General features: G+C 71.1%; 21 protein-coding genes and 1 pseudogene. 10 read left to right on the top strand and 12 right to left on the bottom strand.

Annotated elements, in window-relative coordinates; genetic code table 11:
* The first annotated feature begins 121 nt into the window (after positions 1 to 121).
* From OOK31_RS03540 to OOK31_RS03550, 3 genes are read left to right on the top strand one after another with little or no spacing between them, the layout of a single operon-like run.
* Positions 122 to 1,009, top strand: coding sequence for a YndJ family protein (locus OOK31_RS03540; protein WP_267010838.1), 888 nt, complete (start codon positions 122 to 124; stop codon positions 1,007 to 1,009).
* Positions 1,010 to 1,062: 53 nt separating this feature from the next.
* A complete protein-coding gene (locus OOK31_RS03545) occupies positions 1,063 to 1,593 on the top strand; it encodes a DUF1990 family protein (protein ID WP_267010839.1) in 531 nt (176 codons plus the stop codon).
* Between the two features lie 11 nt (positions 1,594 to 1,604).
* Entirely contained in the window at positions 1,605 to 3,044 is a 1,440-nt protein-coding gene (locus OOK31_RS03550; RefSeq protein ID WP_267010840.1) for a lipase maturation factor family protein, read from the top strand.
* Here OOK31_RS03550 and OOK31_RS03555 read toward each other — a convergent pair.
* Positions 3,030 to 4,013: an NAD-dependent epimerase/dehydratase family protein gene (locus OOK31_RS03555; RefSeq protein WP_267010841.1), complete on the bottom strand. Its 984-nt coding sequence runs from the start codon at positions 4,011 to 4,013 to the stop codon at positions 3,030 to 3,032. The genes OOK31_RS03550 and OOK31_RS03555 overlap by 15 nt on opposite strands.
* 206 nt (positions 4,014 to 4,219) lie before the next feature.
* Positions 4,220 to 4,390 carry a hypothetical protein gene (locus OOK31_RS03560; protein WP_267011877.1) on the bottom strand — a complete coding sequence of 57 codons (171 nt, stop codon included), beginning with the start codon at positions 4,388 to 4,390 and terminating at the stop codon, positions 4,220 to 4,222.
* Between the two features lie 298 nt (positions 4,391 to 4,688).
* Between OOK31_RS03560 and OOK31_RS03565 the strand changes: the two genes are divergently transcribed.
* Complete coding sequence (locus OOK31_RS03565) at positions 4,689 to 5,093, top strand: hypothetical protein (protein WP_323188176.1); 405 nt, start codon at positions 4,689 to 4,691, stop codon at positions 5,091 to 5,093.
* Between the two features lie 52 nt (positions 5,094 to 5,145).
* Here OOK31_RS03565 and OOK31_RS03570 read toward each other — a convergent pair whose 3' ends face one another.
* The gene (locus tag OOK31_RS03570; RefSeq protein ID WP_267010842.1) at positions 5,146 to 6,633 is read right to left on the bottom strand and encodes an SDR family NAD(P)-dependent oxidoreductase; all 1,488 of its coding nucleotides are present in this window, start codon (positions 6,631 to 6,633) and stop codon (positions 5,146 to 5,148) included.
* Positions 6,634 to 6,984: 351 nt separating this feature from the next.
* Between OOK31_RS03570 and OOK31_RS03575 the strand changes: the two are divergent.
* Positions 6,985 to 7,800, top strand: a pseudogene (locus OOK31_RS03575) (DMT family transporter); the annotation flags it as partial.
* Between the two features lie 21 nt (positions 7,801 to 7,821).
* Here OOK31_RS03575 and OOK31_RS03580 read toward each other — a convergent pair.
* Entirely contained in the window at positions 7,822 to 9,285 is a 1,464-nt protein-coding gene (locus tag OOK31_RS03580; RefSeq protein WP_267010843.1) for a transglycosylase family protein, read from the bottom strand.
* Between the two features lie 184 nt (positions 9,286 to 9,469).
* Between OOK31_RS03580 and gndA the strand changes: the two genes are divergently transcribed.
* Positions 9,470 to 10,915: an NADP-dependent phosphogluconate dehydrogenase gene (gene gndA / locus OOK31_RS03585; protein WP_267010844.1), complete on the top strand. Its 1,446-nt coding sequence runs from the start codon at positions 9,470 to 9,472 to the stop codon at positions 10,913 to 10,915.
* A gap of 289 nt (positions 10,916 to 11,204) precedes the next feature.
* Here the strand turns inward: gndA and OOK31_RS03590 are convergent, their stop codons facing one another.
* From OOK31_RS03590 to panD, 3 genes are all read right to left on the bottom strand, one after another.
* Positions 11,205 to 11,837, bottom strand: a complete 633-nt coding sequence (locus OOK31_RS03590) for an aspartate/glutamate racemase family protein (RefSeq protein ID WP_267010845.1) — start codon at positions 11,835 to 11,837, stop codon at positions 11,205 to 11,207.
* Positions 11,834 to 12,175, bottom strand: a complete 342-nt coding sequence (locus OOK31_RS03595; protein ID WP_267010846.1) for a GNAT family N-acetyltransferase — start codon at positions 12,173 to 12,175, stop codon at positions 11,834 to 11,836. The genes OOK31_RS03590 and OOK31_RS03595 overlap by 4 nt, the downstream gene beginning before the upstream one ends.
* A 73-nt stretch (positions 12,176 to 12,248) precedes the next feature.
* Complete coding sequence (panD, locus tag OOK31_RS03600) at positions 12,249 to 12,668, bottom strand: aspartate 1-decarboxylase (protein ID WP_267010847.1); 420 nt, start codon at positions 12,666 to 12,668, stop codon at positions 12,249 to 12,251.
* A gap of 522 nt (positions 12,669 to 13,190) precedes the next feature.
* Here panD and OOK31_RS03605 point away from each other — a divergent pair.
* From OOK31_RS03605 to OOK31_RS03615, 3 genes are all read left to right on the top strand, one after another.
* Positions 13,191 to 14,636 (top strand): hypothetical protein, encoded by a 1,446-nt coding sequence (locus OOK31_RS03605; RefSeq protein ID WP_267010848.1) that lies wholly within the window; start codon positions 13,191 to 13,193, stop codon positions 14,634 to 14,636.
* 54 nt (positions 14,637 to 14,690) lie between these two features.
* Entirely contained in the window at positions 14,691 to 14,954 is a 264-nt protein-coding gene (locus OOK31_RS03610) for a hypothetical protein (protein ID WP_267010849.1), read from the top strand.
* Between the two features lie 241 nt (positions 14,955 to 15,195).
* Entirely contained in the window at positions 15,196 to 15,432 is a 237-nt protein-coding gene (locus OOK31_RS03615; protein ID WP_267010850.1) for a hypothetical protein, read from the top strand.
* Positions 15,433 to 15,577: 145 nt separating this feature from the next.
* Here the strand turns inward: OOK31_RS03615 and OOK31_RS03620 are convergent, their stop codons facing one another.
* A complete protein-coding gene (locus OOK31_RS03620) occupies positions 15,578 to 17,821 on the bottom strand; it encodes an MMPL family transporter (protein ID WP_267010851.1) in 2,244 nt (747 codons plus the stop codon).
* A gap of 99 nt (positions 17,822 to 17,920) precedes the next feature.
* On the opposite strand from OOK31_RS03620, the gene OOK31_RS03625 reads away from it, so the two are divergent.
* Positions 17,921 to 18,694, top strand: coding sequence for a GNAT family N-acetyltransferase (locus OOK31_RS03625; protein ID WP_267010852.1), 774 nt, complete (start codon positions 17,921 to 17,923; stop codon positions 18,692 to 18,694).
* Here OOK31_RS03625 and OOK31_RS03630 read toward each other — a convergent pair.
* The 4 genes from OOK31_RS03630 to OOK31_RS03645 all read right to left on the bottom strand — a co-directional run bounded on the left by OOK31_RS03630 (position 18,668) and on the right by OOK31_RS03645 (position 22,176).
* Positions 18,668 to 19,609, bottom strand: coding sequence for a class I SAM-dependent methyltransferase (locus OOK31_RS03630; protein WP_267010853.1), 942 nt, complete (start codon positions 19,607 to 19,609; stop codon positions 18,668 to 18,670). The genes OOK31_RS03625 and OOK31_RS03630 overlap by 27 nt on opposite strands.
* Positions 19,606 to 20,580, bottom strand: coding sequence for an acyl-ACP desaturase (locus OOK31_RS03635; RefSeq protein ID WP_267010854.1), 975 nt, complete (start codon positions 20,578 to 20,580; stop codon positions 19,606 to 19,608). Before OOK31_RS03635 ends, OOK31_RS03630 begins: the two co-directional genes overlap by 4 nt.
* Positions 20,581 to 20,665: 85 nt before the next feature.
* Complete coding sequence (locus OOK31_RS03640; protein WP_267010855.1) at positions 20,666 to 21,889, bottom strand: beta-ketoacyl synthase; 1,224 nt, start codon at positions 21,887 to 21,889, stop codon at positions 20,666 to 20,668.
* Complete coding sequence (locus OOK31_RS03645) at positions 21,886 to 22,176, bottom strand: acyl carrier protein (RefSeq protein WP_267010856.1); 291 nt, start codon at positions 22,174 to 22,176, stop codon at positions 21,886 to 21,888. The genes OOK31_RS03640 and OOK31_RS03645 overlap by 4 nt, the downstream gene beginning before the upstream one ends.
* Positions 22,177 to 22,644 lie beyond the last annotated feature (468 nt).

The raw sequence follows: 22,644 nt of genomic DNA on the forward strand, positions 1-22,644 counted from the left end.
ACGCATGTCCCACGGCACCGCAAGTGGAGCGGCGCGGAGGGGGCGGACTCGCGTATTGAACATGTTCAAGGAACCCCGTAGGGTCGGGCCACGACTTGAACACGTTCAAAGGAGTGGGACCGTGACGGTGCTCGTGAACCTGATCGTCACCCTGGGGATGCTCTACGTCGTCCCCGTGGGCCTGCGCCTCGTCGACCCGGCCGGGCTGCGCCGCACCGCCCGGCTGTGGCCCCTGGCCGCGCTCCCCGGGGCGCTCTGCCTGTGGCTCCCGCGCGGAACCACCGCCACCGCGCTCGCCGCACTCTACGCCCTGGCCACGCTGGCCCTGGCGGCCCGGGCCGCGGCCCGGCTGCGCGGAGCCCCCCGGACCTCGCCGGGGAGCCTCCCCCGGCTCGCGCCGCCCGAGGTGGCGGTTCTCACCGCGCTCGCGGCGCCCTCGGTCGCCGGGACCGCCCTGGTCGCCGAGCGGGCCGGATACCGGCTCTTCGGCTTCGAGCTGGACATCCTGGCCCTGACCGTCCCGCACTTCCACTTCGCCGGGTTCACGGCCGCCCTGGTCGCCGGCCTGGTGTGCCGCGCGGCGCCGGGGCGGCCCGGCGCGCGCTGGGCGGCGTACAGCGTCCCGGCGGGAACCCTGCTCGTCCTGCTGGGCTACTTCGTGGACGACTGGGCCGAACTGCTGGGCGCGGTGGTGCTGACCGCCGGGATGTGGGCGGTGGCGCTGACCACCTGGCGGGACCTGCGGCCCGCCGCCCGCGACCGGACCACCGGGGCGCTGCTCGCGACCTCGGCCGCGGTCCTGGTGGCCACCATGCTGCTCGCCCTGTGGTGGGCGGCCGGCGAGGCCACCGGGATCGTCCACCCCACCCTGACCTGGATGGCCGCGACCCACGGCCTGGGCAACGCGCTCGGCTTCGCCCTGTGCTCGCTGCTGGCCTGGCGCCGCCTGACCGGGGAGCCCGGCCGGCCCGCCCCGGCCCCAGCCGCCGCCCGCCCCGTACTCCGCTGAACCACCGACTCCCCTCCGCCTCCCCCTTTCCGGCCCCCGAACGGAGACCCGCCATGACCCGCCTCATCAGCACCGGCCGGCCGAGCCTCAGCTACGCCGAGCGCGGCGCGACCCGGCAGCGCCCGCTGCCCGCCGGGTACCACCACCTGCACCACCGGACCCGGATCGGCCACGGCCGGGAGGCCTTCGAGGCGGCCGGGGCGGCGGTGTCCTCCTTCCGGATGCACCGGGCGACCGGGGCGACCGTGCGCGCGGACGGGGATGCCCTGCCCGGGGCGCGGGTGGAGATCGGGCTCGGGATCGGCCGGCTGCGGATCTGCGTACCGTGCGAGGTGATCTGGACCCCGGACGGGCCGGACCGGGCCGGGTTCGCCTACGGCACGCTGAGCGGGCACCCCGAGAGCGGGGAGGAGTCCTTCCTGGTGGAACTCGCCGAGGACGGCACGGTGTGGTTCGAGGTCACCGCCTTCAGCCGCCCCGCCGCCTGGTACACGCGCCTCGCGGGGCCGCTCGTCCCCGTCCTCCAGCGCGGCTACGCCCGGCTGCTGGGCCGGCGCCTGCGCGCGCTGGCCGCCGCCGCCTGATACTGGAGGGGATGGACTGGTTCACGGCGCCCGGATACTGGCTGGGCCGGCTGGTCTTCCAGCGGGCCCTGGCCGGCGTGTACGTCTTCGCCTTCGTCGGGGCCGCCCTGCAGTTCCGGGCCCTGATCGGGGCCCACGGCATGCTGCCCGTCCCGCGCTACGTGCGGTACGTGCCCTTCCGCCGCGCCCCGAGCCTGTTCCAACTGCGCTACTCCGACCGGCTCTTCGCCGGCTGCGCCTGGGCCGGGGCGGCCCTCGCGGCGGCCCTCGCCGCCGGGGCCGGGGACGCGGTGCCGCTGGGCGCGGCGATGGGCATGTGGGCGGTGCTGTGGCTGCTGTACCTCTCCATCGTCAACGTGGGCCAGACCTGGTACTCCTTCGGCTGGGAGTCGCTGCTGCTGGAGGTCGGTTTCCTGGCCGTGTTCCTCGGCAACGCCCGCGTGGGGCCGCCCGTGCTGGTGCTGTGGCTGCTGCGGTGGGTGCTGTTCCGGGTGGAGTTCGGCGCCGGGCTGATCAAGATGCGCGGCGACGCGTGCTGGCGCAAGCTGACGTGCCTGTACTTCCACCACGAGACGCAGCCGATGCCGGGGCCGCTGAGCTGGTTCTTCCACCACCTGCCCCGACCCCTGCACCGGGTGGAGTGCGCCGCGAACCACGTGACCCAACTGCTGGTGCCCGTTCTGCTGTTCACCCCGCAGCCGGTGGCCTCGTACGCCGCCGGGATCATGGTGGCCACCCAGCTGTGGCTGGTGCTCTCGGGGAACTTCGCCTGGCTGAACTGGCTGACGATCACGCTCGCCCTGTCCGCCGTCGACTTCACCGGGATCGCGGGGCCGCCGCCCGCCGCCGCCTCGCGCGGAGCGCCGGTCTGGTACGTGGCGGCGGTGTGCGCCGTGACGGCGCTCGTGCTGGTGCTCAGCCGGCATCCGGTGACCAACATGGTGTCCCGGCGCCAGGTGATGAACCGGTCCTTCGACTCGCTGCACCTGGTGAACACCTACGGGGCCTTCGGCACGGTCGGCCGGATCCGCGACGAGGTGGTGGTCGAGGGCACCGCCGACCGGCGGCCCCGGGAGGACGGCGACTGGAAGGAGTACGGCTTCAAGGGGAAGCCGGGGGAACTCCGGCGGATCCCGCGCCAGTTCGCCCCGTACCACCTGCGCCTGGACTGGCTGATGTGGTTCGCGGCGCTCTCCCCCGGCTACGCCCGGGACTGGTTCGGGCCGTTCGTGGAGCGGCTGCTGTCGGGCGACCGGGACACGCTGCGGCTGCTGCGCCACAACCCCTTCCCGGACGCCCCGCCGCAGTTCGTACGGGCCCGGCTGTACCGCTACCGGTTCACCACCTGGCGGGAGCTCCGCGCGACGGGCGCCTGGTGGCACCGGAGGCTGCTGCGCGAGTACATGCCGCCGACCCACCTCGCGCAGGCCCGCCGTTCAGAGCCCGAGTAGCGCCGCCTCCCGCTCCGCGGAGATGCCCTTCTCCGGCCGGTCGGGCCGGTGGGGGGCCACGCCGCCGAGTGACTGGAGCCAGGTCCAGGTGTCGGCGACGGTCTCCTGCACGGGCCGGCACCTCAGGCCTGCCTCCAGGGCCTTCGTGACGTCGGCGCCGAACATGTAGTCGGTCATCTCGCCCTCCGGGATCCAGACGGGAAGCTCGGTCCAGGGCTCGATCCCGGCCTCCTCGATGGCCGCCGCGGGAATCCAGCGGGGCTCGGCCACGGCTCCGGTCGCCGCGACGCAGGCCTCCAGGAAGCTGCCCATCGTGGCGTGGCCGGCCGGGGACGCCAGGTTGTACGCGCCGCCGCGCCCGGCCTCGGCGGCGTCCAGGGTCCAGTGCGCGAGGTCGCGCACGTCGATGTACTGGAGCGGCAGGTCGCTGGAGCCGGGCGCCACGAAGGGGCCGCCGCGGGCGGTCCGGTTCAGCCACCAGGGCAGCCGGCCGACGTTCTCGTACGGGCCGAGGATCAGTCCGGCGCGCACCAGCAGGGCCCGGTCGCCGAAGGCGTCCAGCGCCGCGAGCTCGCCGCCCCGCTTGTCCTCGGCGTAGGCGGTGGAATCGGCGTCGGGCGAGCCGTCCACCAGCGGGCCGTCCTCGGCGAGGCCGGCGGGCGCGGGGTAGGTGTACACCGATCGGCTGGAGATGTACACGTACCCGCCGGCCCGTCCGGCCAGCAGGCGGGCGCTGTCGCGCACGGCGGTCGGGGCGCCGCCCCAGGTGTCGACGACCAGGTCCCACTCCCCCTCGGCGAGGGCGGCCAGGCCGCCGGGGGCGGTGCGGTCCCCGTGGAGGGCGGAGGTCCCGGGCGGGGGCGCGTGGTGCCCCCGGTGGAAGACGGTCACCTCCCAGCCCCGCTCCAGGGCGTCTTCGGTGATCGCGCGTCCGACGAATTCGGTCCCACCCAGCATCAGCAGTCTCATGCTTCGACCCTGCCCGGCGCAGGCGGGAGGGGGAAGCGGTGATCGCCCACAGCGATGACGCTCAGGGCGTACGCCGGACGGGAACCGGGAGCCGCGAGCCGGAGGGGAGAGGAAGGGGAACGGCACCGCACCGTACGCACACCACGCCCCCGTCGCCGTTCGGCGCGGGGGCGCAGGCCGGGCCCGGAGGGGTGGGCCCGTGGGTGTCAGTCGATGCCGGGCAGGATGTGGGGCTCCGCGAGGTCGTCCTCGTAGCCGGCCAGCCGGATCGGCGCGGAACGGGCCCACACCTCAAGGCTGCCGAGCTCGTCGGACCGCGTGTTCGCCCTCGGACCCTTTCGCTCCATGGTCTGTTCGGGCTTCGTCATTTCAGTCACCGCGCACTCCCTTGTGTCGCGTAACCCGGCGGGCTCGTCCGCGCGCCGGATAGGGAAATAGAAGGTTTTCCGGACGCGGTGGCGCCATGGTGGAGCGGGGCCCGGGTGGGGCCTCCTTGGGCATCAGGGTACACATATGAGCGGGACCCCGCTCGATGGAACGGTAAAATCCACGCTGGACCGCTTGTTTTCGCCGCGAGTTCAGGAAGTCGTACGCCGGTGTGTCCAACCGGACTGTCTGCTCGGGACGACTGCTCGCGGCGGCGGCGCGTGAGCGCGGACGACGGAGGGAGTGGCGGTGGCGAGGCCAGGAGTGCCCACGGTCGGCAGTGTCGACGAGCTGATGGAGCTGCTGCACGCGCACGAAGGGGCCGGGCTCCAGACGGCGGCGCTGCTGCGCCGCTCGCACCCGTTCGACAAGGAACTGCAGGTGGCCGGGCTGATTCACGGCCTGGACGGACTGCCCGCCGACGGCGATCGCGCCGCCGAGGCGGTCCGGCCGCTGCTGGGCGACCGGGTCGCGCGGCTGCTCCGCCCGGACGGGCCGGACGGCGACCCGCACGCGGAGGCCCTGCACCGCGCCGCCGAAGCGGGCGGGGTCACGGGCCTGGACGCCGGGATCGTGGAGGACTGGCGTCCGGTACTGGAACTGGTCGCGGCCGGAGCCTACGACCCGCACCCCGGGATCCGGCCGAACGGGTGACCGGCCCCGGGGGCTGACATCCACGGAGGGAAGACCTCCGCGGAGGGGGTCCCTACCAGTTGGCGGGGGCGTAGTCCTTCAGGAAGACGCCGAACAGGTCCTCGCCGGCCTCGCCGCGCACGATCGGGTCGTAGACGCGGGCGGCGCCGTCGACCAGGTCGAGGGGGGCGTGGAAGCCCTCCTCGGCGAGGCGCAGCTTGTCGAAGTGCGGGCGCTCGTCGGTGATCCAGCCGGTGTCGATCGAGGTCATCAGGATGCGGTCGGTCTGGAACATCTCCTGGCCGCTGGTCCGCGTCACCATGTTCATCGCCGCCTTGGCGGCATTGGTGTTCGGGTGCCCCGCGCCCTTGTAGCCGCGGCTGAAGACGCCTTCCATCGCCGAGACGTTGACGACGTACGCACGCCCGCTGGCCGCCCGCCGGGCGGCCTCGGCCATGGCCGGCCGGAGCTTGCTGATCAGGATGAACGGCGACGTGTAGTTGCACAGCTGGGTTTCGAGCAGCTCCACCGGGGAGATCTGGTCGATGGTCTGCACCCAGGTGTTGCTCTCGACGACGTCCGGGAGCAGGCCGCCGGCGTCGATGGCGGTGCCGTCGAGGTGCCGTTCGAGGCTGGCGTTGCCCGCGACCAGGGCGAGGTCGGCGACCTTCTGCGCCTCGAGCCCGCTCACGCCGACGGGAAGCGCCGCCAGGCCGTCGACCGCACCGGAGTTGAAGGCGCCGATGACGTGGTGGGCGGGGAGCTCGCCGGCGGGGAGCGGGGCGCTCTCCCCCTCGACCAGCGCCGCGTACGCGCTGGGCAGGCGGCGCACCGTCTGCGTCGCGTTGTTGACGAGGATGTCCAGCGGACCGGCCTCGGCCACCTGGTCGGCGAGCGCCACGGCCTGGCCCGGGTCCCGCAGGTCGAGGCCGACGACCTCCAGGCGGTGCATCCAGTCCGCCGAGTCCTCCATCGCCTTGAAGCGGCGGATGGCGTCCTTGGGGAAGCGGGTGGTGACCGTGGTGTGGGCACCGTCGCGCAGCAGCCGCAGCGCGATGTACATACCGATCTTGGCCCGGCCGCCGGTGAGCAGCGCGCGCTTGCCGGTGAGGTCGGCGCGGGCCTCGCGCTTGGCCCGGTTCTGGGCGGCGCACTCCTGGCAGAGCTGGTGGTAGAAGTAGTCGACCTCGACGTACCGCGTCTTGCAGATGTAGCAGGAGCGCGGGCGCTGCAGTATTCCGGCGATCCGGCCGGCCTCGGTGACCGAGGAGGGCAGGATGCCCTCGGTCTCGTCGTCGATGCGCTCGGCGGAGCCGGTCGCGGTCGCCTCGGTGACGGCCTTGTCGTTGGCGGTCTTGGCGGCGCGGCGCTCCTGGCGGCGGCGCTGCTTGACCGTGCGGTAGAGGCCGGCGGTGGCACGGCGTACGGTGATGGCGTCCGGGTGGTCGACGTCGAGCTTGTCGAGCTCGTCGATCACGCTGAGACAGAGGGCGAGGCGCTCGGGGTCGATGCCGGGCCCGTAGGCGTACCCGTTTTCCTGGCTGTCTTCGGTCACCGTCATGGCCGCTGCCGTTCCTCGTTCAATGGTCCGCGTCCGCCTGCTGCGGAACTCCCCAAAACGGCCACTGTACGGAGCCGACACGCCCGGGACCAAACCCGTTCCCGTGCGCCTCACCCACCGCGAGCGAGGTGTCACGGTCTGGATGGGTTCGTGACGCTCCGTACGCTCCGTGACACGGCCACGGGGGGCCGGTGAGGCGGTGGGCGGGGCGGCGAACGGGGTGGCCGGAATTCGACTGTCGGCCGAAAAGCGTGTGCTCCCGCTGGTGTATGCCACGAGGACTACTCGGGGACCGATCAAGGAGACTCCGGACGGATGAATAGCCCGCCGGGGTGGGGCATGGTGGATTTCATGAGTGCCCTAGCCCTGTCGGTTCTGCTCTGTCTGGTGTCCGCCGTCGCGTACGCGGGCGGCGCGATCGTCCAGGAACACGTCGCGGCGAGCTCCCCCGACCGCGCCTGGGCCCCGCTGCGCCGGGCGGGGTGGTGGGCGGCGGTCGGGCTCAACGGCCTGGGGGCCCTGCTGCACGTGCTCGCGCTGGCGTACGGGCCGCTCAGCCTGGTCCAGCCGCTGGGGGCGCTGACCATCGTGTTCGCGCTGCCCATGGCGGCCGTCCTCGTACGCCGCCGGGCGGGCGCGGAGGCCTGGCGCGGTGCGCTGATGGCCACCGTGGGCCTGGCCGGGCTGCTCGCGCTGACCGGCGGGGACGGTGGGGGACGCCAGGCCCTGGAGGGCGGCGAGCGGAGCCTGCTGCTGACGGTGACGGCGGCCGGGGTCGCGGTGCTGTTCCTCGCGGCGCACCAGGTCCACCGGGTGGTGCTGCGCAGTGTGCTGCTGGCGGCGGCCGCCGGGACGGTCTTCGGGATGGCCTCGGTGTTCACCAAGGCGGTGGCGGAGAGCTTCGACCCGGGGGCGCTGGGCACGCTCGCGCCCGACCTGGCGGCGATCGCCGTCCTGGCGGGCGGCGGTCTCCTCCTCTCCCAGGCGGCCTACCGGGGCGCCGGGCTGACCGCGCCGCTGGCCACGGTGACCGTGGTCAACCCGGTGGTCGCGGCGGCGGTGGGGATCTCCCTGTTCGACGAGGGCTTCCGGTACGGCACCGCGGGCACCCTGGCGGCGCTCGCGAGTGCCGTACTGGCGGCGGCCGGCCTGATCCTGCTCACGACCGTGCCGCCGCACGTGCGGGGGTCAGATGCCGACGCCCTTGCCCCGGAGGTACTTCAGGGGGTCGATGTCGGAGCCGTAGCCGGGGCTCGAACGCATCTCGAAGTGCAGGTGGGGGCCGCTGCTGTTGCCGGTCGAGCCGGAGCGGCCGATCCGCTGGCCGCCGGAGACCTGCTGCCCGGCCTTGACCCCGAGCGCGGAGAGGTGGGCGTACTGGGAGTAGCGGCCGTCGGCATGCTTGATGACGACCTGGTAGCCGTACGCCCCCGCCCAGCCGGCCGACTCGACGGTGCCGGGGCCGACGGCCTTGATGCTGGTGCCGGTCGGCACCGGGAAGTCGACGCCCGTGTGGTAGCCGCTGGACCAGGAGGATCCCGCGACGCGGTAGGCGGTGCCGAGGGCGGCGTCGACCGGGGAGGTGAACCCTCCCGAGGCGGGCTTCTGGTCCGTCGATGAGGCCTGCTCGGGCTTCGGCTTCGGCTTCGTCTGCTCGGGCGTCTTGCCGGTCTCGGGCTTCGGCTTCTGGGTCGGCTTCGTCTGTTCGGGCTTGGGCTGGTCCGGCTTCGGGGCGGGCGTGGTCGGGGCGGGTTTGGCCGGGGCGGGCGTGGCCTGCTCCGGCTTCGTCTGCTCCGGCTTCGGCGCTGCCGGTTCCACCGGCTTGACCGGCTCGGCCGTGCGCGGCGGCTTCTCCGGGTTCTGCGCGGGCGGGGCCACCGGGGCGGTGGTGATCCGCAGGGTGAGCCGCTGGCCGGGGAGGATCAGGTTGGGGTTGGCCCCGACGGTGGACCGGTTGGTCTCGTAGAGGGCCTGCCAGCCGCCCTCCACCCGCTGGTCGGTGGCGATCGCCGACAGCGAGTCCCCGGGGGCGACCACGTACGGGTTGGGCAGGACGGACGTACCGGTCGGGCGGGGCGCGGTGACCGGTACCGGGGTGGTGGCCTTGGTCGGCCGGATCTCGTCCTTGGGCGCCTGGGGCTGCGGCGTCGCCGAGGGCTTCACGAAGGGCGTCGCGGAGGCGGTCGGGGTCGGGGCCGGCTTCGTGGACGCCGTGGACGCCGGCTTCGCCGACGCCTTGGTGGGCGTCTTCGCGTCGACGGCCGGGGCGGGGCCGCTGCGGCTCAGTCCGGCCTTCGGCCCGCAGGCGGGCCACGCCTTCGGGCCCTGCCCCTTGAGCACCTTCTCGGCGACGGCGATCTGCTGGTCCTTGGTGGCCAGGTCGGCGCGGGCGGCATAGGCGGTGCCGCCGAAGTCCCGCCAGGTGCTCTGGCTGAACTGGAGTCCGCCGTAGTAGCCGTTGCCGGTGTTGACGTGCCAGTTCCCGGTCGACTCGCAGGCCGCGACGTCGTTCCAGGTGTCCACGGAGGCCGCCTGTGCGGCCCCCGCTCCTATCAGGGGCAGGGCGAGCCCCGCGCCACCGGCGGTGACGGCGAGCGAGGCCCGGTTGATGCTGCTCGGCTGGTACCGGCGGTGCCGGCCCCGTACACCCATGGGGAGCCCCCTCGAAGACATCAGGAACCGCACAACCTAACGCCGCCCGGAATCGCTGACAAGGGCCACAACCAGCCGTCCTCCAGGAGAAGTTGAGGCCTCGTCGAGATCATCGGAGCCGTTGTGATCCGTGCCGATGTAGCGTCGGCACTCCCCGCACATCGAGGCACGCAGGAGCGCACGCATGAGCAGCAGCACCGCCCAGATCGGTGTCACCGGACTCGCGGTGATGGGCAGCAACCTGGCCCGGAACTTCGCCCGCAACGGCTTCACCGTCGCCGTCCACAACCGCACCGCCGCCAAGACCAAGGCCCTGGTGGAGGAGTTCGGCCACGAGGGTTCCTTCGTCGCGGCCGAGTCCGCGCAGGAGTTCGTGGAGGCGCTGGAGCGCCCGCGCCGGCTGATCGTCATGGTGAAGGCCGGGGAGCCGACCGACGCCGTGATCCGCGAGTTCGCCCCGCTGCTGGAGCCGGGCGACGTCATCATCGACGGCGGCAACGCGCACTTCGAGGACACCCGCCGCCGTGAGCGCGAACTGCGCGAGCAGGGGCTCCACTTCGTGGGCGCGGGCATCTCGGGCGGCGAGGAGGGCGCGCTGCTCGGCCCGAGCATCATGCCGGGCGGTCCGGCCGAGTCCTACGCCTCCCTCGGTCCGCTGCTGGAGAAGATCTCGGCCAAGGCCGCCGACGGCACCCCGTGCGTGTCGCACGTGGGCCCCGACGGCGCCGGACACTTCGTCAAGATGGTGCACAACGGCATCGAGTACGCCGACATGCAGCTCATCGCCGAGGCCTACCACCTGCTGCGCGAGGTGGCCGGCTACTCCCCCGCGAAGATCGCCGAGACCTTCCGCGCCTGGAACGGCGGCCGCCTCGACTCCTACCTGATGGAGATCACCGCCGAGGTGCTCGCGCACACGGACGCCACCACCGGCCGCCCGTTCGTGGACGTCGTCGCCGACGCCGCCGAGCAGAAGGGCACCGGCCGCTGGACCGTGCAGATCGCCCTGGACCTGGGCGTGCCCGTCTCGGGCATCGCGGAGGCCGTGTTCGCCCGCGCGGTCTCGGGCCACGGCGAACTGCGCGGCGCCGCCCGCGAGCTGGCCGGCCCGGCCGCCGCCCCGCTCTCCGGCGAGGCCGCGGACGCCTTCGCCGCGCAGGTGGAGCAGGCCCTGTACGCCTCGAAGATCGTCTCGTACACGCAGGGCTTCCACCAGATCCAGGCCGGCAGCACCGAGTACGGCTGGAACGTGGACCTGGGCGCGGTGGCCTCGCTGTGGCGCGGCGGCTGCATCATCCGGGCGGCCTTCCTGGACCGGATCCGCGCGGCCTACGACGCCCGGCCCGGCCTGCCGAGCCTGCTGGCGGACGAGCACTTCGCGCGGGAGACCGGCGCGGCGCAGAACGACTGGCGCGAGGTCCTGGTGGCGGCGGTACGGGGCGGCATCCCGGTCCCGGCCTTCGCGGCCTCGCTGGCGTACTACGACGCCCTGCGCGCGGAGCGGCTGCCCGCCGCCCTCACCCAGGGCCAGCGCGACTTCTTCGGGGCGCACACCTACCGCCGCACCGACCGCGAGGGCTCGTTCCACACCCTCTGGAGCGGCGACCGCTCCGAGGTCCGTACGGACTGACGCGCGCGGCGGCCCCTCGGCTCAGCTCAGCGGCCCGGGCTGCGGTACGGGCGCGGGCCCGGGCGGCGGGGGTACCGGGTCGGGCTCGGGGAAGGGCGCGGGCACGGGCGGCACCGGCCGCGGGACCGGCCCGGGCTCCGGCAGCGGTGGGAACGGCGCGGGCACCGGGTCCGGCTCGGGCACGGGGGGCTGCGTCTGCTCTGGGTTTCGCACCATACCTCCCAGCTTCCCCCGATCCGGCGGGATACGCCCCGCGCCCCGGGCGGCCGTCGGCCGCCCGGGGCGCGGGTCAGCCCGCCGGGCGGCCGGTGAGGCGCAGCCCGGCGTCCAGGCCCGGGCGGGGGCTGGACAGGACGGGCACGGTGGTCCGTACGAGGGGTGCGGCGCCGGCCATGGAGGCCTGCGCCAGGACCACGGCGTCCGCGTCGGTGACGGCGTCGGCCGCCCGGGCCACGGCTGCGAGGTAGCCGGGGGTGTCGCCGGCCTCGAACAGCTCCCAGGCTCCGGCGACCAGCCGCGTACGGACGGACACCGCGCGTGTCCCGGCCTCCTCGGCGATCAGTGCCCGGGTCGGCCCGAACGTCGACTCCACGGTGGCGAGGACGACGATCCGCGCGCCCCTGCGCACGGCCTCGGCCGCCATGGGCCGGTCCACACGGACGACGGGTACCCCCAGCGCGGGGGCCAGGGACTCGGCGACGGCGCCGATCGTGGAGCAGGTGACCAGGACCGGCCCGTCGGCGTCGGCGAGCAGCGCGAGCAGCTCCGCCGCCACGGATTCCGGGCCCCGGTCCCGGGCCCGGTCCAGGAGTTCGGGGGCCACCAGGTGCCGCAGCACGGCCCCCGGGTGGTGCGCGTCCCGCAGCGCCTCGAAGACCGGCACGTGCGCGGGGGACGTGTGGAGCAGGGTCAGCGCCGTCACCACAGGTCGGGGTCCGCGGCCAGCTGCGCCTCGGCCGCCAGGGCCGCCTCCGTCGGGGCCGCGGGCGCCTGGTCGGGGTGCTTGAGCGCCCAGGCGGCCGCGTACGGGCAGAGCGGGACGACCGGCACGCCCTCGGCGGCGGCGATCCCGTAGAAGGTCTTCACCAGGTCCCCGGCGATACCGCGGCCCTCGTGTCCCGGCTCGACCACGGTGTGGACCGCGACGAGGGCGTGGGGCGCGGCGGTGAGGACGAAGTAGGCGATGGAACCGACCACCGCTCCGTCCTCGACGGCCAGCAGCCGCCCGGCCTTCCGCTCGTCCACCAGCTCGATCGCCATACCGTCTCCCCTTGGAACGACTAGAACGACTAGAACGACTGAATCGGCCGGACCTTCCGGACCGGCCACAGGACTAGAGCGCCACCGCGTGGGGGCTGCGCTCCTGCTCCGTACCCGGCACCGGGGCGGACGGGTCCGCCCCCAGCTCGATGATCCGGTTGTCCGCGTCCACGTGGACGACGCGCGGCTTCAGCGCCCGCGCCTCGGCGTCCTCGACCTGGGCGTAGCTGATCAGGATGACCAGGTCGCCGGGGTGCACGAGGTGCGCGGCGGCGCCGTTGATCCCGATGACTCCGGAGCCCCGCTCCCCCTCGATGACGTACGTCTCGAGCCGCGCCCCGTTGGTGATGTCCACGATGTGGACGAGCTCACCGGGCAGCAGATCAGCGGCGTCGAGGAGGTCGGCGTCGATGGTGACGGAGCCGACGTAGTGCAGGTCGGCCTGGGTGACGGTGGCCCGGTGGATCTTGGACTTGAACATGGTGCGAAGCATTTTGAACTCCTAGAAGACGGCTCCCTGCCGGCTTTCTGCAGGTCAAGGGCGTTCTGCAATCTACACCGGGAGGTGTCGGATCGGAGATCCTAAGGAAAATCGACTGTCTCTGACGAGAAGGCTCCTGGCCTGCGCTTGCGTGGGCACCGGGCTGTTGCGGCACTGCCGATCAGGCATCGCATCGGACAGCCGCTTCGGATTTTGGTGCGACCGATGCTGACCTACCTGACGGTGCGTCACTCAGATTGAGAGGGCTCAGGCCGACTTGCTTCCCCAGAGAGCACCTCAGACTTGCCCACCGTGATCAAGTAACCGGTCGCCGCAAGCCAGGCCGCACCCTCTGCATCCGGGCCAGTTGCCGTACTGTCATGACGCAGTTCCACCAGTCCTTCGCTCGCCGCAGACGGTACTGGCTCAGTCGTCCCCGCCCCGAACTGGACCCGGCTCAGCCCCGCGCGCCCGCGCAGCGCCTGCCGGGCCGGCGGGCGCTTGCAGTCACGGTGGCGTCGATAGAGTCCGCTCGTGACGTACATAGTGACCCTCACCTCGGCCCAGATGTCCGAGAACGAATCCGACTGGCCCATCACGGAACGCTTTACGAAAGGGTTACCCACAGGGCTCGACACGTCAGACACCGGTACCCGGTTAGCGTTTCTGGTGTGCGACAACCGGGCTTCTCCCACGAACAACAGCCGCAGGGAGTTCTCCGAACGCGGCCGCTTCATCACCTGGCTCGGATCGGTTCAGCGCTTCAACACCGTGGGACCGGTCGACAGCAGCATCACCATCGAGCCCATGCGCAGATGTCCGCAGCCGGTGCCTCTGGACGGTCCCGACGGGATTTTGGCCTCCCTTTCCTCGACGCATCGATCCCACCTGGAGCAGGCCCTCTCCGGAAGCGCGGGACACTGCGGCATGACGACCTGGCAGGCTCTCCGGGAAGCGCTCCTGAGGAGTCACCCCGAGTTGACCCCGTACATCGAGTGGCTGCTCGCCAATCTCAACCCGATCCGCTTCGAAGTCGACGACGCGGCGGACCGCGCGTGGCAGGAACAGAGAGACGCGGCCCAGTCCCTCACTCGGGTAACCGATTTCCCTCACTCCGCGCTGTCAGCCTGGGGACGCCCCGCCTCACGGGACGCGCCGTACCTCGCGGGCCTCATCCCAGACCCTGTGGAGAACAGCCTCATCGACCACGACGTACGAGCCGGCCTGGGCAGCGAGGCTCCGCTCTTCGACGACTGGCGACGCCTCAGTGACGTGCGATGTGACATTCACGTGCTGGAAGACACCACCGGACGCCGCCTCGAGGTCGTCAACGTCAATGCCACTCCGGTCGAGAGCCGACTGGGCACGGACATGATCTACTACCACCACCCCAGCCACAGCTTCGTGCTCGTCCAGTACAAACGGCTGAGCTCCCGTGCCAAGGAATACCGGGTGAACAAGCAACTCCTGGACCAAATGGACCGCTTGGACCAGGTTGCAAAGCTCAGCTCGAAGCCTGCACGCTCCCACGAGTGGCGCCTCTCGCAGGACTCGTGCTTCCTGAAGTTCGCTCACTGGCGGGAGTCAACAGCGCCTACCTCCGAGCTGGCCCACGGCATGTACATTCCCGTCTCGTACGCCCGCGTTCTCCTCAACGACGACTGCACGCTCGGAAGTAGGGGTGGGCGCATCTTCAGCTACGAGAGGGTGGGCCGCTACCTCGTCGGCTCGGAGTTCGCGGATTTGGTGAAGCACGGCTTGGTCGGAACTGTGGGAACCAGCGTCGAGCAGTTGCGGGACTTCGGGCTGCAGCGTGCCCGGGAGGGCTACAGCGTCGTGCTGGGGTTCGAAACCAGCGAGGAGACGCCCCGTGCACGGGCGACACGCGCCCGCAACCGCAGCACTAAGAAGAGACCGAAGGTGAACTCCTACTCCCCGCCTGCCTCACAGCCGCCCTTGTTCGACATTCCGGGTTCCTGATCCACGCGGACCAACAGCGGCCGCTCACGCTCCCGTTCGACCGACATCGACGACGTGATCGCGGCGGTCGAGACGGACCACAGCGCCTTCGAAGTTTCGGAAGAGGCACTCCCCCGGGTTCTGTCCCTGCTCCGGCTGTTCGCCGAGCGCGCCTTCGCCCTCCATGGCGAGATCAAGGTCTCCAAGAAGCGCAAGCAGCCGCGGCCGCCGCTCACCGTCCATGGCATCACCTACGAGATCAGCTCCGTGAGCGGCAGAGGCAGGTCCGGTACGTGCCCCAGCAGCCGGGCCGGCGGACGTATGGCTGGCAGCGGGTGACGCCGGCGCACCGGTTCGAGCCCTCCGGGGAGCTCGAGTTGCGCCTCGGCATCAACACAGAGTGGGCCGACACCGAAGGGAAACGGCTGGAAGACCGAAGCGCGTGGGTTCCTCGATTTCCGGGGGTGTTCGGAGCCGAATCGTGGTGGCGTTCGTTGGTGCGGGGGTGTTGCAACGTTGTTGGATGGCTAGGCGCCCTGGCCTGTGGTCTGAGCTTGTTCCGCTTTGACGGACACCTTTGGTGTGGTGGTCAGGCGGCGAGGGCGGCCTGGAGGAGCTGGCACGGGCCGTCGTCAATGGCGGTCCGGTGCCCGGGCCGGACACCGGACCCGGTCGGGATGCGGGCGCCGACTACCTCACCGCCTGGGCCGAGGACTCCTTCGTCGGCGGCCTGCACCTGGCCTTGCGCTGCGGGTCCCTGCTGCTGGCCTGCACGCTCGTACTCGTACTGGCGCTACTGAGCCGCCGACGTCCTTAGAGGCGGGCCTGTCGGCGTACCTCCGTCCCGCGTCCGCACCGGCACCCCCCGGCACACGGGTCGGCACGGCCCAACGTGTCGTGGTGTTCCCGCACGCTCGCGTCGGCACGCCCGGTTCGGCCACCTACAGCACGGGGCCGGAACGTCAGCGGACGTACTCCTCCGTCACCCCCTTGAGACCGGGCACGCCCTTGCGACCGAGCCGGTGGGAGATGTGGTGGACCCAGCCAGGCAGCCACCAGTTCGCCCGGCCGGCAAGTTGCATGGCCGCCGGCACCAGCAGGGCTCGGACCAATGTGGCGTCCAGCAGAACGGTGAGGGCCAGCCCGGTGCCCAGGAGTTTCAGCGATGTGATGCGGGACATGGCCAGTGCGCTCATCGTCGTGACCACGACCAGGGTGGAGGCGCTGATGAGTCTCCCCGTACAGGCCATGCCGTGGACGATCGAAGTCTGGCTGTCTCCGGTTTCCCTGTAGTGGTCCTTGATGCGCGCCAGCAGAAAGACCTCGTAGTCCACGGACAGCCCGAGGGCGAGGCAGGCCATCAGCAAAAGCATGCTGATCTCGAGCTGCCCGGTGACGGTGAAGCCACCCGTATTCAGGCGTCCCTCCTGGAAGAGGGGGACCAGGCAGCCGATGCCGGCGCTCAGGCTGAGAACGGCAAGGGCGAGCGTTTTGACGGAAACGAAGAGACCGCCAGTGAAACACAGGACCACGAGCAGGGCGCTGCCACCGGCCAGGGCCGCGGCCAGAGGTGCCCGTCGGGACAGGGCGGTCTTCGTATCCGCCGTCCGCGCGGCAGTCCCGCCGACCAGCCGCGGCGCGAAGGCGGGCAGGGCTCGGATCCGCTCCACGAGCCGCTCGGACGCCGGTGCGTGCGCACCCGCCGGCAGGCGTACGTTCACCAGCACCACGCCGTCGGCCGCGAAGCGGGATGATGCCAGGGTCGGCGGGACGATACGGGCACCGCTCCGGTAGGAGCCGGTGGTCGTGTCCACCCCGGCGACACCGGTGATCGAGGACAAGCGGCGGGCGTAATGGTCCACGCCCGCGGCCACACCCGCGGCCCGGACCTCGGCGACGTCCAGCAGTACGGGCACTTGGGGCTCGGCAGCCTGCGGAAAGTCGGTGCGCACCCGTTCACCGTTCTGCCGCACCAGCGTGGAGGCCGGCAGGACACGTTCGTCGGCCACACCGAACTCGGCCTTCCCCAAGGGAGCCGCGCAACTCAGCAGAAGTACGGCCGCAAAGGCTCCGAGCAGCACAGGACGTTTCGTGGCGACGGTTCCCAGCCATGCCCACGTCCTGCTGTGCCCGGGCGTAGCGACGCGCTTCCGTCGCGCGAGCGGCAGCCTTCTTCGCACCCCGGCGAGCAGCCAGCGGTCGGCCCGAAGCGCGGGCGGCAGGCAGAAGCGCAGCAGTACCGGATAGAGAAGGACCGCAGTCAGTGCGGCGAAGGCCACCACTGCGATACCGCCCACTGCCAAGGAGCGCAGGAACGGCACGGGGAAGACCAGCAGCGTCGCCAGGCAGGCGATCACCGTTGCGGCGGAGAACAGCACGGCGCGCCCGTCCGAGCGGACCGCGCGGGCGAGGGCTTCTCCCAGCTCTGCCCCGCGTGTCATCTCCTCCCGGCAGCGCATCGTGATCAGAAGTCCGTAGTCCACCGACAGGCCGAACCCGAGGGCCACCGTGACGTTCACGGCGAACACCGAGACGGGCATGATCAGTGCAAGCCCGCCCAGAAAGGCCAGCGTTGCCAGGACGGAGACGGCACCGATCACCATCGGCAGCAGCGCCGAAGCGACCGAACGCAGGGCCACCATCAGGATGACCAGTACAAGGGGTGCCGCAGCCAGCTCGGCGGTGCGCAGGTCTTCTCGGCTCAGCCGGACTGCCTCCGCACTGCTCCACGCGGGTCCGGCCGCAGCCACGGAGACAATCCCGTGATCTCCCGCCAAGCCCGGCACGATCCGCTGGGCCGTCTTGACGGCCTCCGCCCCCGTTCCGGTCAGCTCGACTCCGATCAGTGCGCTCCGCTCGTCACCGGACAGCAGAGCGGGGCTTGCCGTGTCCCAATAGCTCCATACCCGGGCCACCCCCGGCTCATCGGCCGTGGAACGGGCAAGAGCCCGGCCTTGGACAGCCGCCTCCCCGTATTGCATCGAGGTCCGGCCTGATACCAGGAAAATCAGGTCGGCGGACGGTTCGTCGAACTGCTCGTCGATCACTCGCTCGGCCCGCTCGGACTCGGTCCCCGTGGCGGTGAACCCCGACGGAGTCAACCGGCTGAAACAGCCGATCGCCGCCGGGATCAAGGCCAATACCAGAACAGTGACGACTACGAGAAACCGCCACGGGCGCCTCGGAATCCACTTTGCCGCGACCATGGGCGCAACTTTATACCCCACCCCCGGACGCCTGTGGTAAACAGGGCGCCTCTAAATATCGGCAAAGCCCTGTATACCGAAAACCTGCGCGAGGAAAATATGAGTATTCCCGCCGTGCTTGGCGGCTCGACCCCCGAAGAAGGACGCTACACGGTCTCCGTCACGCGTGACGAGGACACGATTCACGAAGCCCAGCAACTGCGCTACCTGATTTTCAATCAGGAACTCAAGTCCAGATACGATGCCGAGGAGGGTCGTGAGACGGACGGATTCGACCGGCACTGCGACCACATTGTCGTCCGTCGCACGGACACCGGCGAATTGGTCGGTACGCACCGCCTCTTGCCTCCAGAAGGTGCGAGGCAGATCGGCGGACTGACCGCCGAGGCCGTGTTCGACCTGGGTCCGCATCAGGCACTGCGGCCGGCGCTCGTCGAACTCACCCGCGCGTGCGTGCACCCCGACCACCGCGCCGGTCCCGTGATCACCATGCTGTGGGCAGGGATGATGCGATACATGACCCGCCGTCGCCATGCCTGGGTGTCAGGACGGTTGACCCTTCCCCTTTTCGACGGAGGGGCCCAGGCCGCGGCCTGTTGGGACCACGTGCTGGCCGGCGGGCATTTCGCTCCTGACCGCTACCACGTACGCCCCCACACCCCCTGGAATCCCGCGGCGATCGAGCGCAGCCCGGGCCTTGGAATTCCTCCCAAGTTCCGCGGGTACCTGCTCGCCGGAGCATGGGTGTGCAGCGAGTTCGCATACGACTCGCAGCACGACGAAGCCAGCCTCTACCTTCTGCTCTCCCTCGAGAACGTCAATCGGCACCGGCGCGAGTTCCTCCTGTCACTCGGGGAGAATCTGGCGCGCTGATGTCCCGGCCGGACCTCGACGTGCGGGCCAGCGACGTAGCGTGATGCGGTACAGCGCGGAAGCCTGGCGCATGAAGACGATCTCGCTGGCCCGCAGGTAGGTGCGGTACCGCATGTAGGCGTCGGGGCCGACAAGCAGTTGAGCCTGTTCCCGGGCCTGAAAGAGCCGGGTGGACCAGCCTCGCAGCGTGCGCGCGTAGTCGGCGCCGTCCTCGCGGAGTCGGGTGATCGCGAAGTACGGCTCACATGCGGCGGCGATCTCGGAGAGCCGTGGCAGCGCGGATCCGGGGAAGATCTCGCGTGCGAAGAAGTCGGGTACCGACTCGTCGTGGTTCGTGTCGTCGGTGAGCACGATGGTCTGGAGGCTGAGCCGGCCGAGGGGCGGCAGCCATCCGGCGCACCGCCCGAAGAAGGCGCGGTAGGTCCCGATGCGTTCGTCGCGGGACATGCTCTGATCGGTGAAGTGCTCGAACGCACCGATCGAGACGATGCCGTCGTACGGGCCGTCCGCCTCGTGGTCCCGCCAGTCCTCGACTCTGACGTCCGCTCCGTTCAGCCCGAGTGAGCGCACATGTGCGTACTGGTCGGCGCTGAGGGTAAGGCCGACCGCCTGTCGGACCCCGGTTTCTTCGGTGGCCATGCGCAGCAGGCTGCCCCAGCCGCAGCCGATGTCCAGCAGCCGGCTTCCCGCCGTGAGGCCGGCTTGGCCGAGGTGGTAGCGGAGCTTGGCGTGCTGTGCCCGCATCAGCAGGTCCGCGTCTCCGGGCGGACCGGTGATGCCCTCCCACAGGGCGCAGGAGTACGTCAGGTCCGGATCGAGCCAGAGGGCATAGAAGTCCTTGCCGACGTCGTAGTGGGCCTGGATGTCGGCGGCGGTGGCGCCTGCGCGATAACGCTGGTCGGTCCGGGTGGTCACGGGCCGGGCCTCTCTTCATACGAAAGGGGAGGGTGGGGGCTGGGGACGAATGCACCGGGAGCGGTTTCCCTCATGCGGTCGAACAGCCGCTGGGAGCGTTCGGCTCTCGTCCGCAGCTCGTCGAGCTGGCGGCCGATGCGGTCACGAGCCTGCTCCCCCACGGGGCCGAGGCCCGAGCGGGTCATGACGCCCAGGGAGCGCAGCAGCGGCTGCAGCACATGGCGGCGGTGGACGTCGAGGTTGTAGATGCCGGATGCGGCGATCCGCAGGGCGCGCTGTTGGAAGCCCGGGATTGTGCTGCCAGGCATGTCGAAGGAGCAGATGACGTCGGCGAGGGCCGAGAGGGCGCTGTCGGGTTCCAGTTCCACCGCGGCGGTGTACAGGTCGCGGTAGAAGATCATGTGGAGGTTCTCGTCGGCGGCGATCCGCGCGGTCAGCTGGCGGGCCACCGGATCGGCACAGGCCAGTCCGGTGTTCCGGTGCGCTTCTCGGGTGGCCAGTTCCTGGACGGTCACGTACGCCAGGCCGTGCAGCAGGGAAGCGTGGTCGCTGGTGTAGCCGATGGAGACGTGTTGCATGCGCTGGCGCTCCAAGGCCACGGGGTCGACGGCCCGGCGGGCGTGGAGGTAGCCGCGCAGCGCGTGAGCGTGGCGGTCCTCCTCGGCCGTCCAGCGGTGCACCCAGGCGCCCCAGGCGCCGTGGCGGCCGAACTGGGTGGCGATCTCGAAGTGATAGCTCGGCAGGTTGTCCTCGGTCAGCAGGTTGACCATCAGCGCGTCGGCCACGGCCTGTGGGAGTTCGGACTGGTCGGCGCGCCAGGGTGTGCCGTTCAGCGGACCGTCGAAGTCAGCGGCCCGACTCCAGGGGATGTAGGCGTGGGGGAACCACACCGGTGCAGCCGCTACGTGGCGGTCCAGGAGCCTGGCCACGGTCGGTTCCAGCTCTGTCAGGAGATCGAGGGGAAGGGTCATCACAGACTTTCGACCCGGAGGCGGGCGGTCGGCGGCGGATTCCGGTGCTCGATCCGCTCGTCGTGCCCCGGGTGATCAGGCGATGTCAGGGGCGCTGGAAGACGAGTGCCGCGTTCTGGCCACCGAAACCGAAGGAGTTGGAGAGGACCGCATCCAGCCGGGCGGGGCGTGGCACTTTGGTGACGACGTCGAGGTCGATCTCCGGATCCATCCGGTCGAGGTTGGCGGTGGGCGGAATGAGCTGGTGGTGCAGGGAAAGCACCGAGCAGACGGCTTCCACAGCCCCGGCGGCTCCGAGCAAATGCCCCAGGACGCTCTTGGCCGCGGTGACAGGTGGCGGGGTGACGAAGACCCGGCGCAGCGCCGTGGCTTCCGCTCGGTCGTTCAGCTGTGTGGCACTGGCGTGGGCGTTGACGTGTCCCACGTCGTCGGCTGCGAGGTCGGCGCCGGCCAGGGCATCAGTGATGGCCCGCACCGCGCCGTCGCCCTGCGGATGGGGGTTCGTCGGGTTGTGGGCATCGCCCGACAGGCCGTAACCGGTGAGTCGGGCATACTCCCGTGCCCGTCGGGCTCGGGCGTGCTCGGCCCGCTCGAGTACGAGGATTCCGGCGCCCTCGGACAGGAGGAAGCCGTCCCGTTCGGCGTCGAAGGGACGGGACGCGCCGGCCGGGTCGTGGACGCGGGTGGACAGCGCGCCCATTCTCCAGAAGAGTGCCGACGCCAACCGGTTGCGGCCGGAGTCGGCCCCACCGGCCACGGCGATGTCGCACGCACCAGACCGGATCAGCATGCTCGCGATGCCGATGGCGCTGGCGCCAGAGGCACAGGCGGTGGTGATGCCCAGGGTGGGACCCAGCGCCCCGAGCATGGTCCCGACCTCGCCGGCGGCCATGTTCGGCAAGCTGCGGGGCAGGGTGGTGGGCATCAGCGACAGAAGCCGACCCTTCTCCATGGTCTCGCAGACCTTCAAGGTCGTGTCGTGGCTCGTGCCTCCCGTACCGATCACCACTGCTACGCGGCTGCCGTCCCACAGTGCGGGGTCGAGCCCGGCGTCGACGACGGCTTCCCTGGCCGCTGCGTGAGCGAACCGGATGAACCGGTCGGTACGCCATGCCACGCCGGGATCCAGGGCAGCCGCCAGGTCGGCATCAGCGACCTGGCAGGAGATGCTCACCGGCAGCCCGTCCAGCAACGGATCGTGGGTGCCCGTGGGGGAACCGCCGCACAGGCGGTCCCAGGTGGCGCTGACGCCGACGCCTGCGGGTGTGACCATTCCCAGACCGGTCACAGCCACCGCGTGACGGCTCACCCGCCGCTCGTCTGGGAGGCTCCGGTGCTGCGCAAGGCCTGGGCCACGGCTTCGACCGCCTGGGCGACTGTGGTGTCCAAGGTCATGTGTTCCAAGAGGTGTTCCTGCACATCGACCCCGGTCTGCTCTTCGATCACCACAACCAATTCCATGACCGCAATCGAATCCAACTCCAATTCAGAAAACCTGACGGAACCGTCCAATTTCATCGGATCGATCTGAAAATGTGACTGGAGCAGCCCCTTCAGGTGCGCCTCGGTGAATTCCTCGATGATTTGAGAACCCATGAAATTGCCTCGCCTCCGATGCCCCCACTGGAGATTCCGGCGGGGTGTGCGTCCGACTCCTATCACGCTCACACCCGCCGGAAGGCGAGACGCTTAAACTGCGCGCAGCCATATTCAGCCGCATGCAGCAATCCCCCGGTGCGCGTTCTGCAACTCGAACGGCCTGCGAGAACGTCGTAGTGGACGACGCACGCCGCGGCCGCACAGACGCAAGGCCCCGGCAGCGGCGGTGTCCAGGCGAACCGCGGCCTTCCCGGGCCGCAAACCGGGGATGACACCGCGCTCACCCCGCTGCGCGTCGCTCACGACGACCTCAACAACGTCGGGCTACACGCGGCAGAGGCCGTCGCGGCTCGCCGACAAGCCCCCTGCACCAGCAACAGGCGAGACCGCCGGATGGTGTGCCGCCGCGAGCAAGCCAAGGGGCCGATGCTGACCGTTTGCTGACCAGAGACCCACCGGCGCGCC

The sequence above is a fragment of the Streptomyces sp. NBC_00249 genome (assembly GCF_026342355.1).
In the GTDB taxonomy this organism is placed as follows: domain Bacteria; phylum Actinomycetota; class Actinomycetes; order Streptomycetales; family Streptomycetaceae; genus Streptomyces.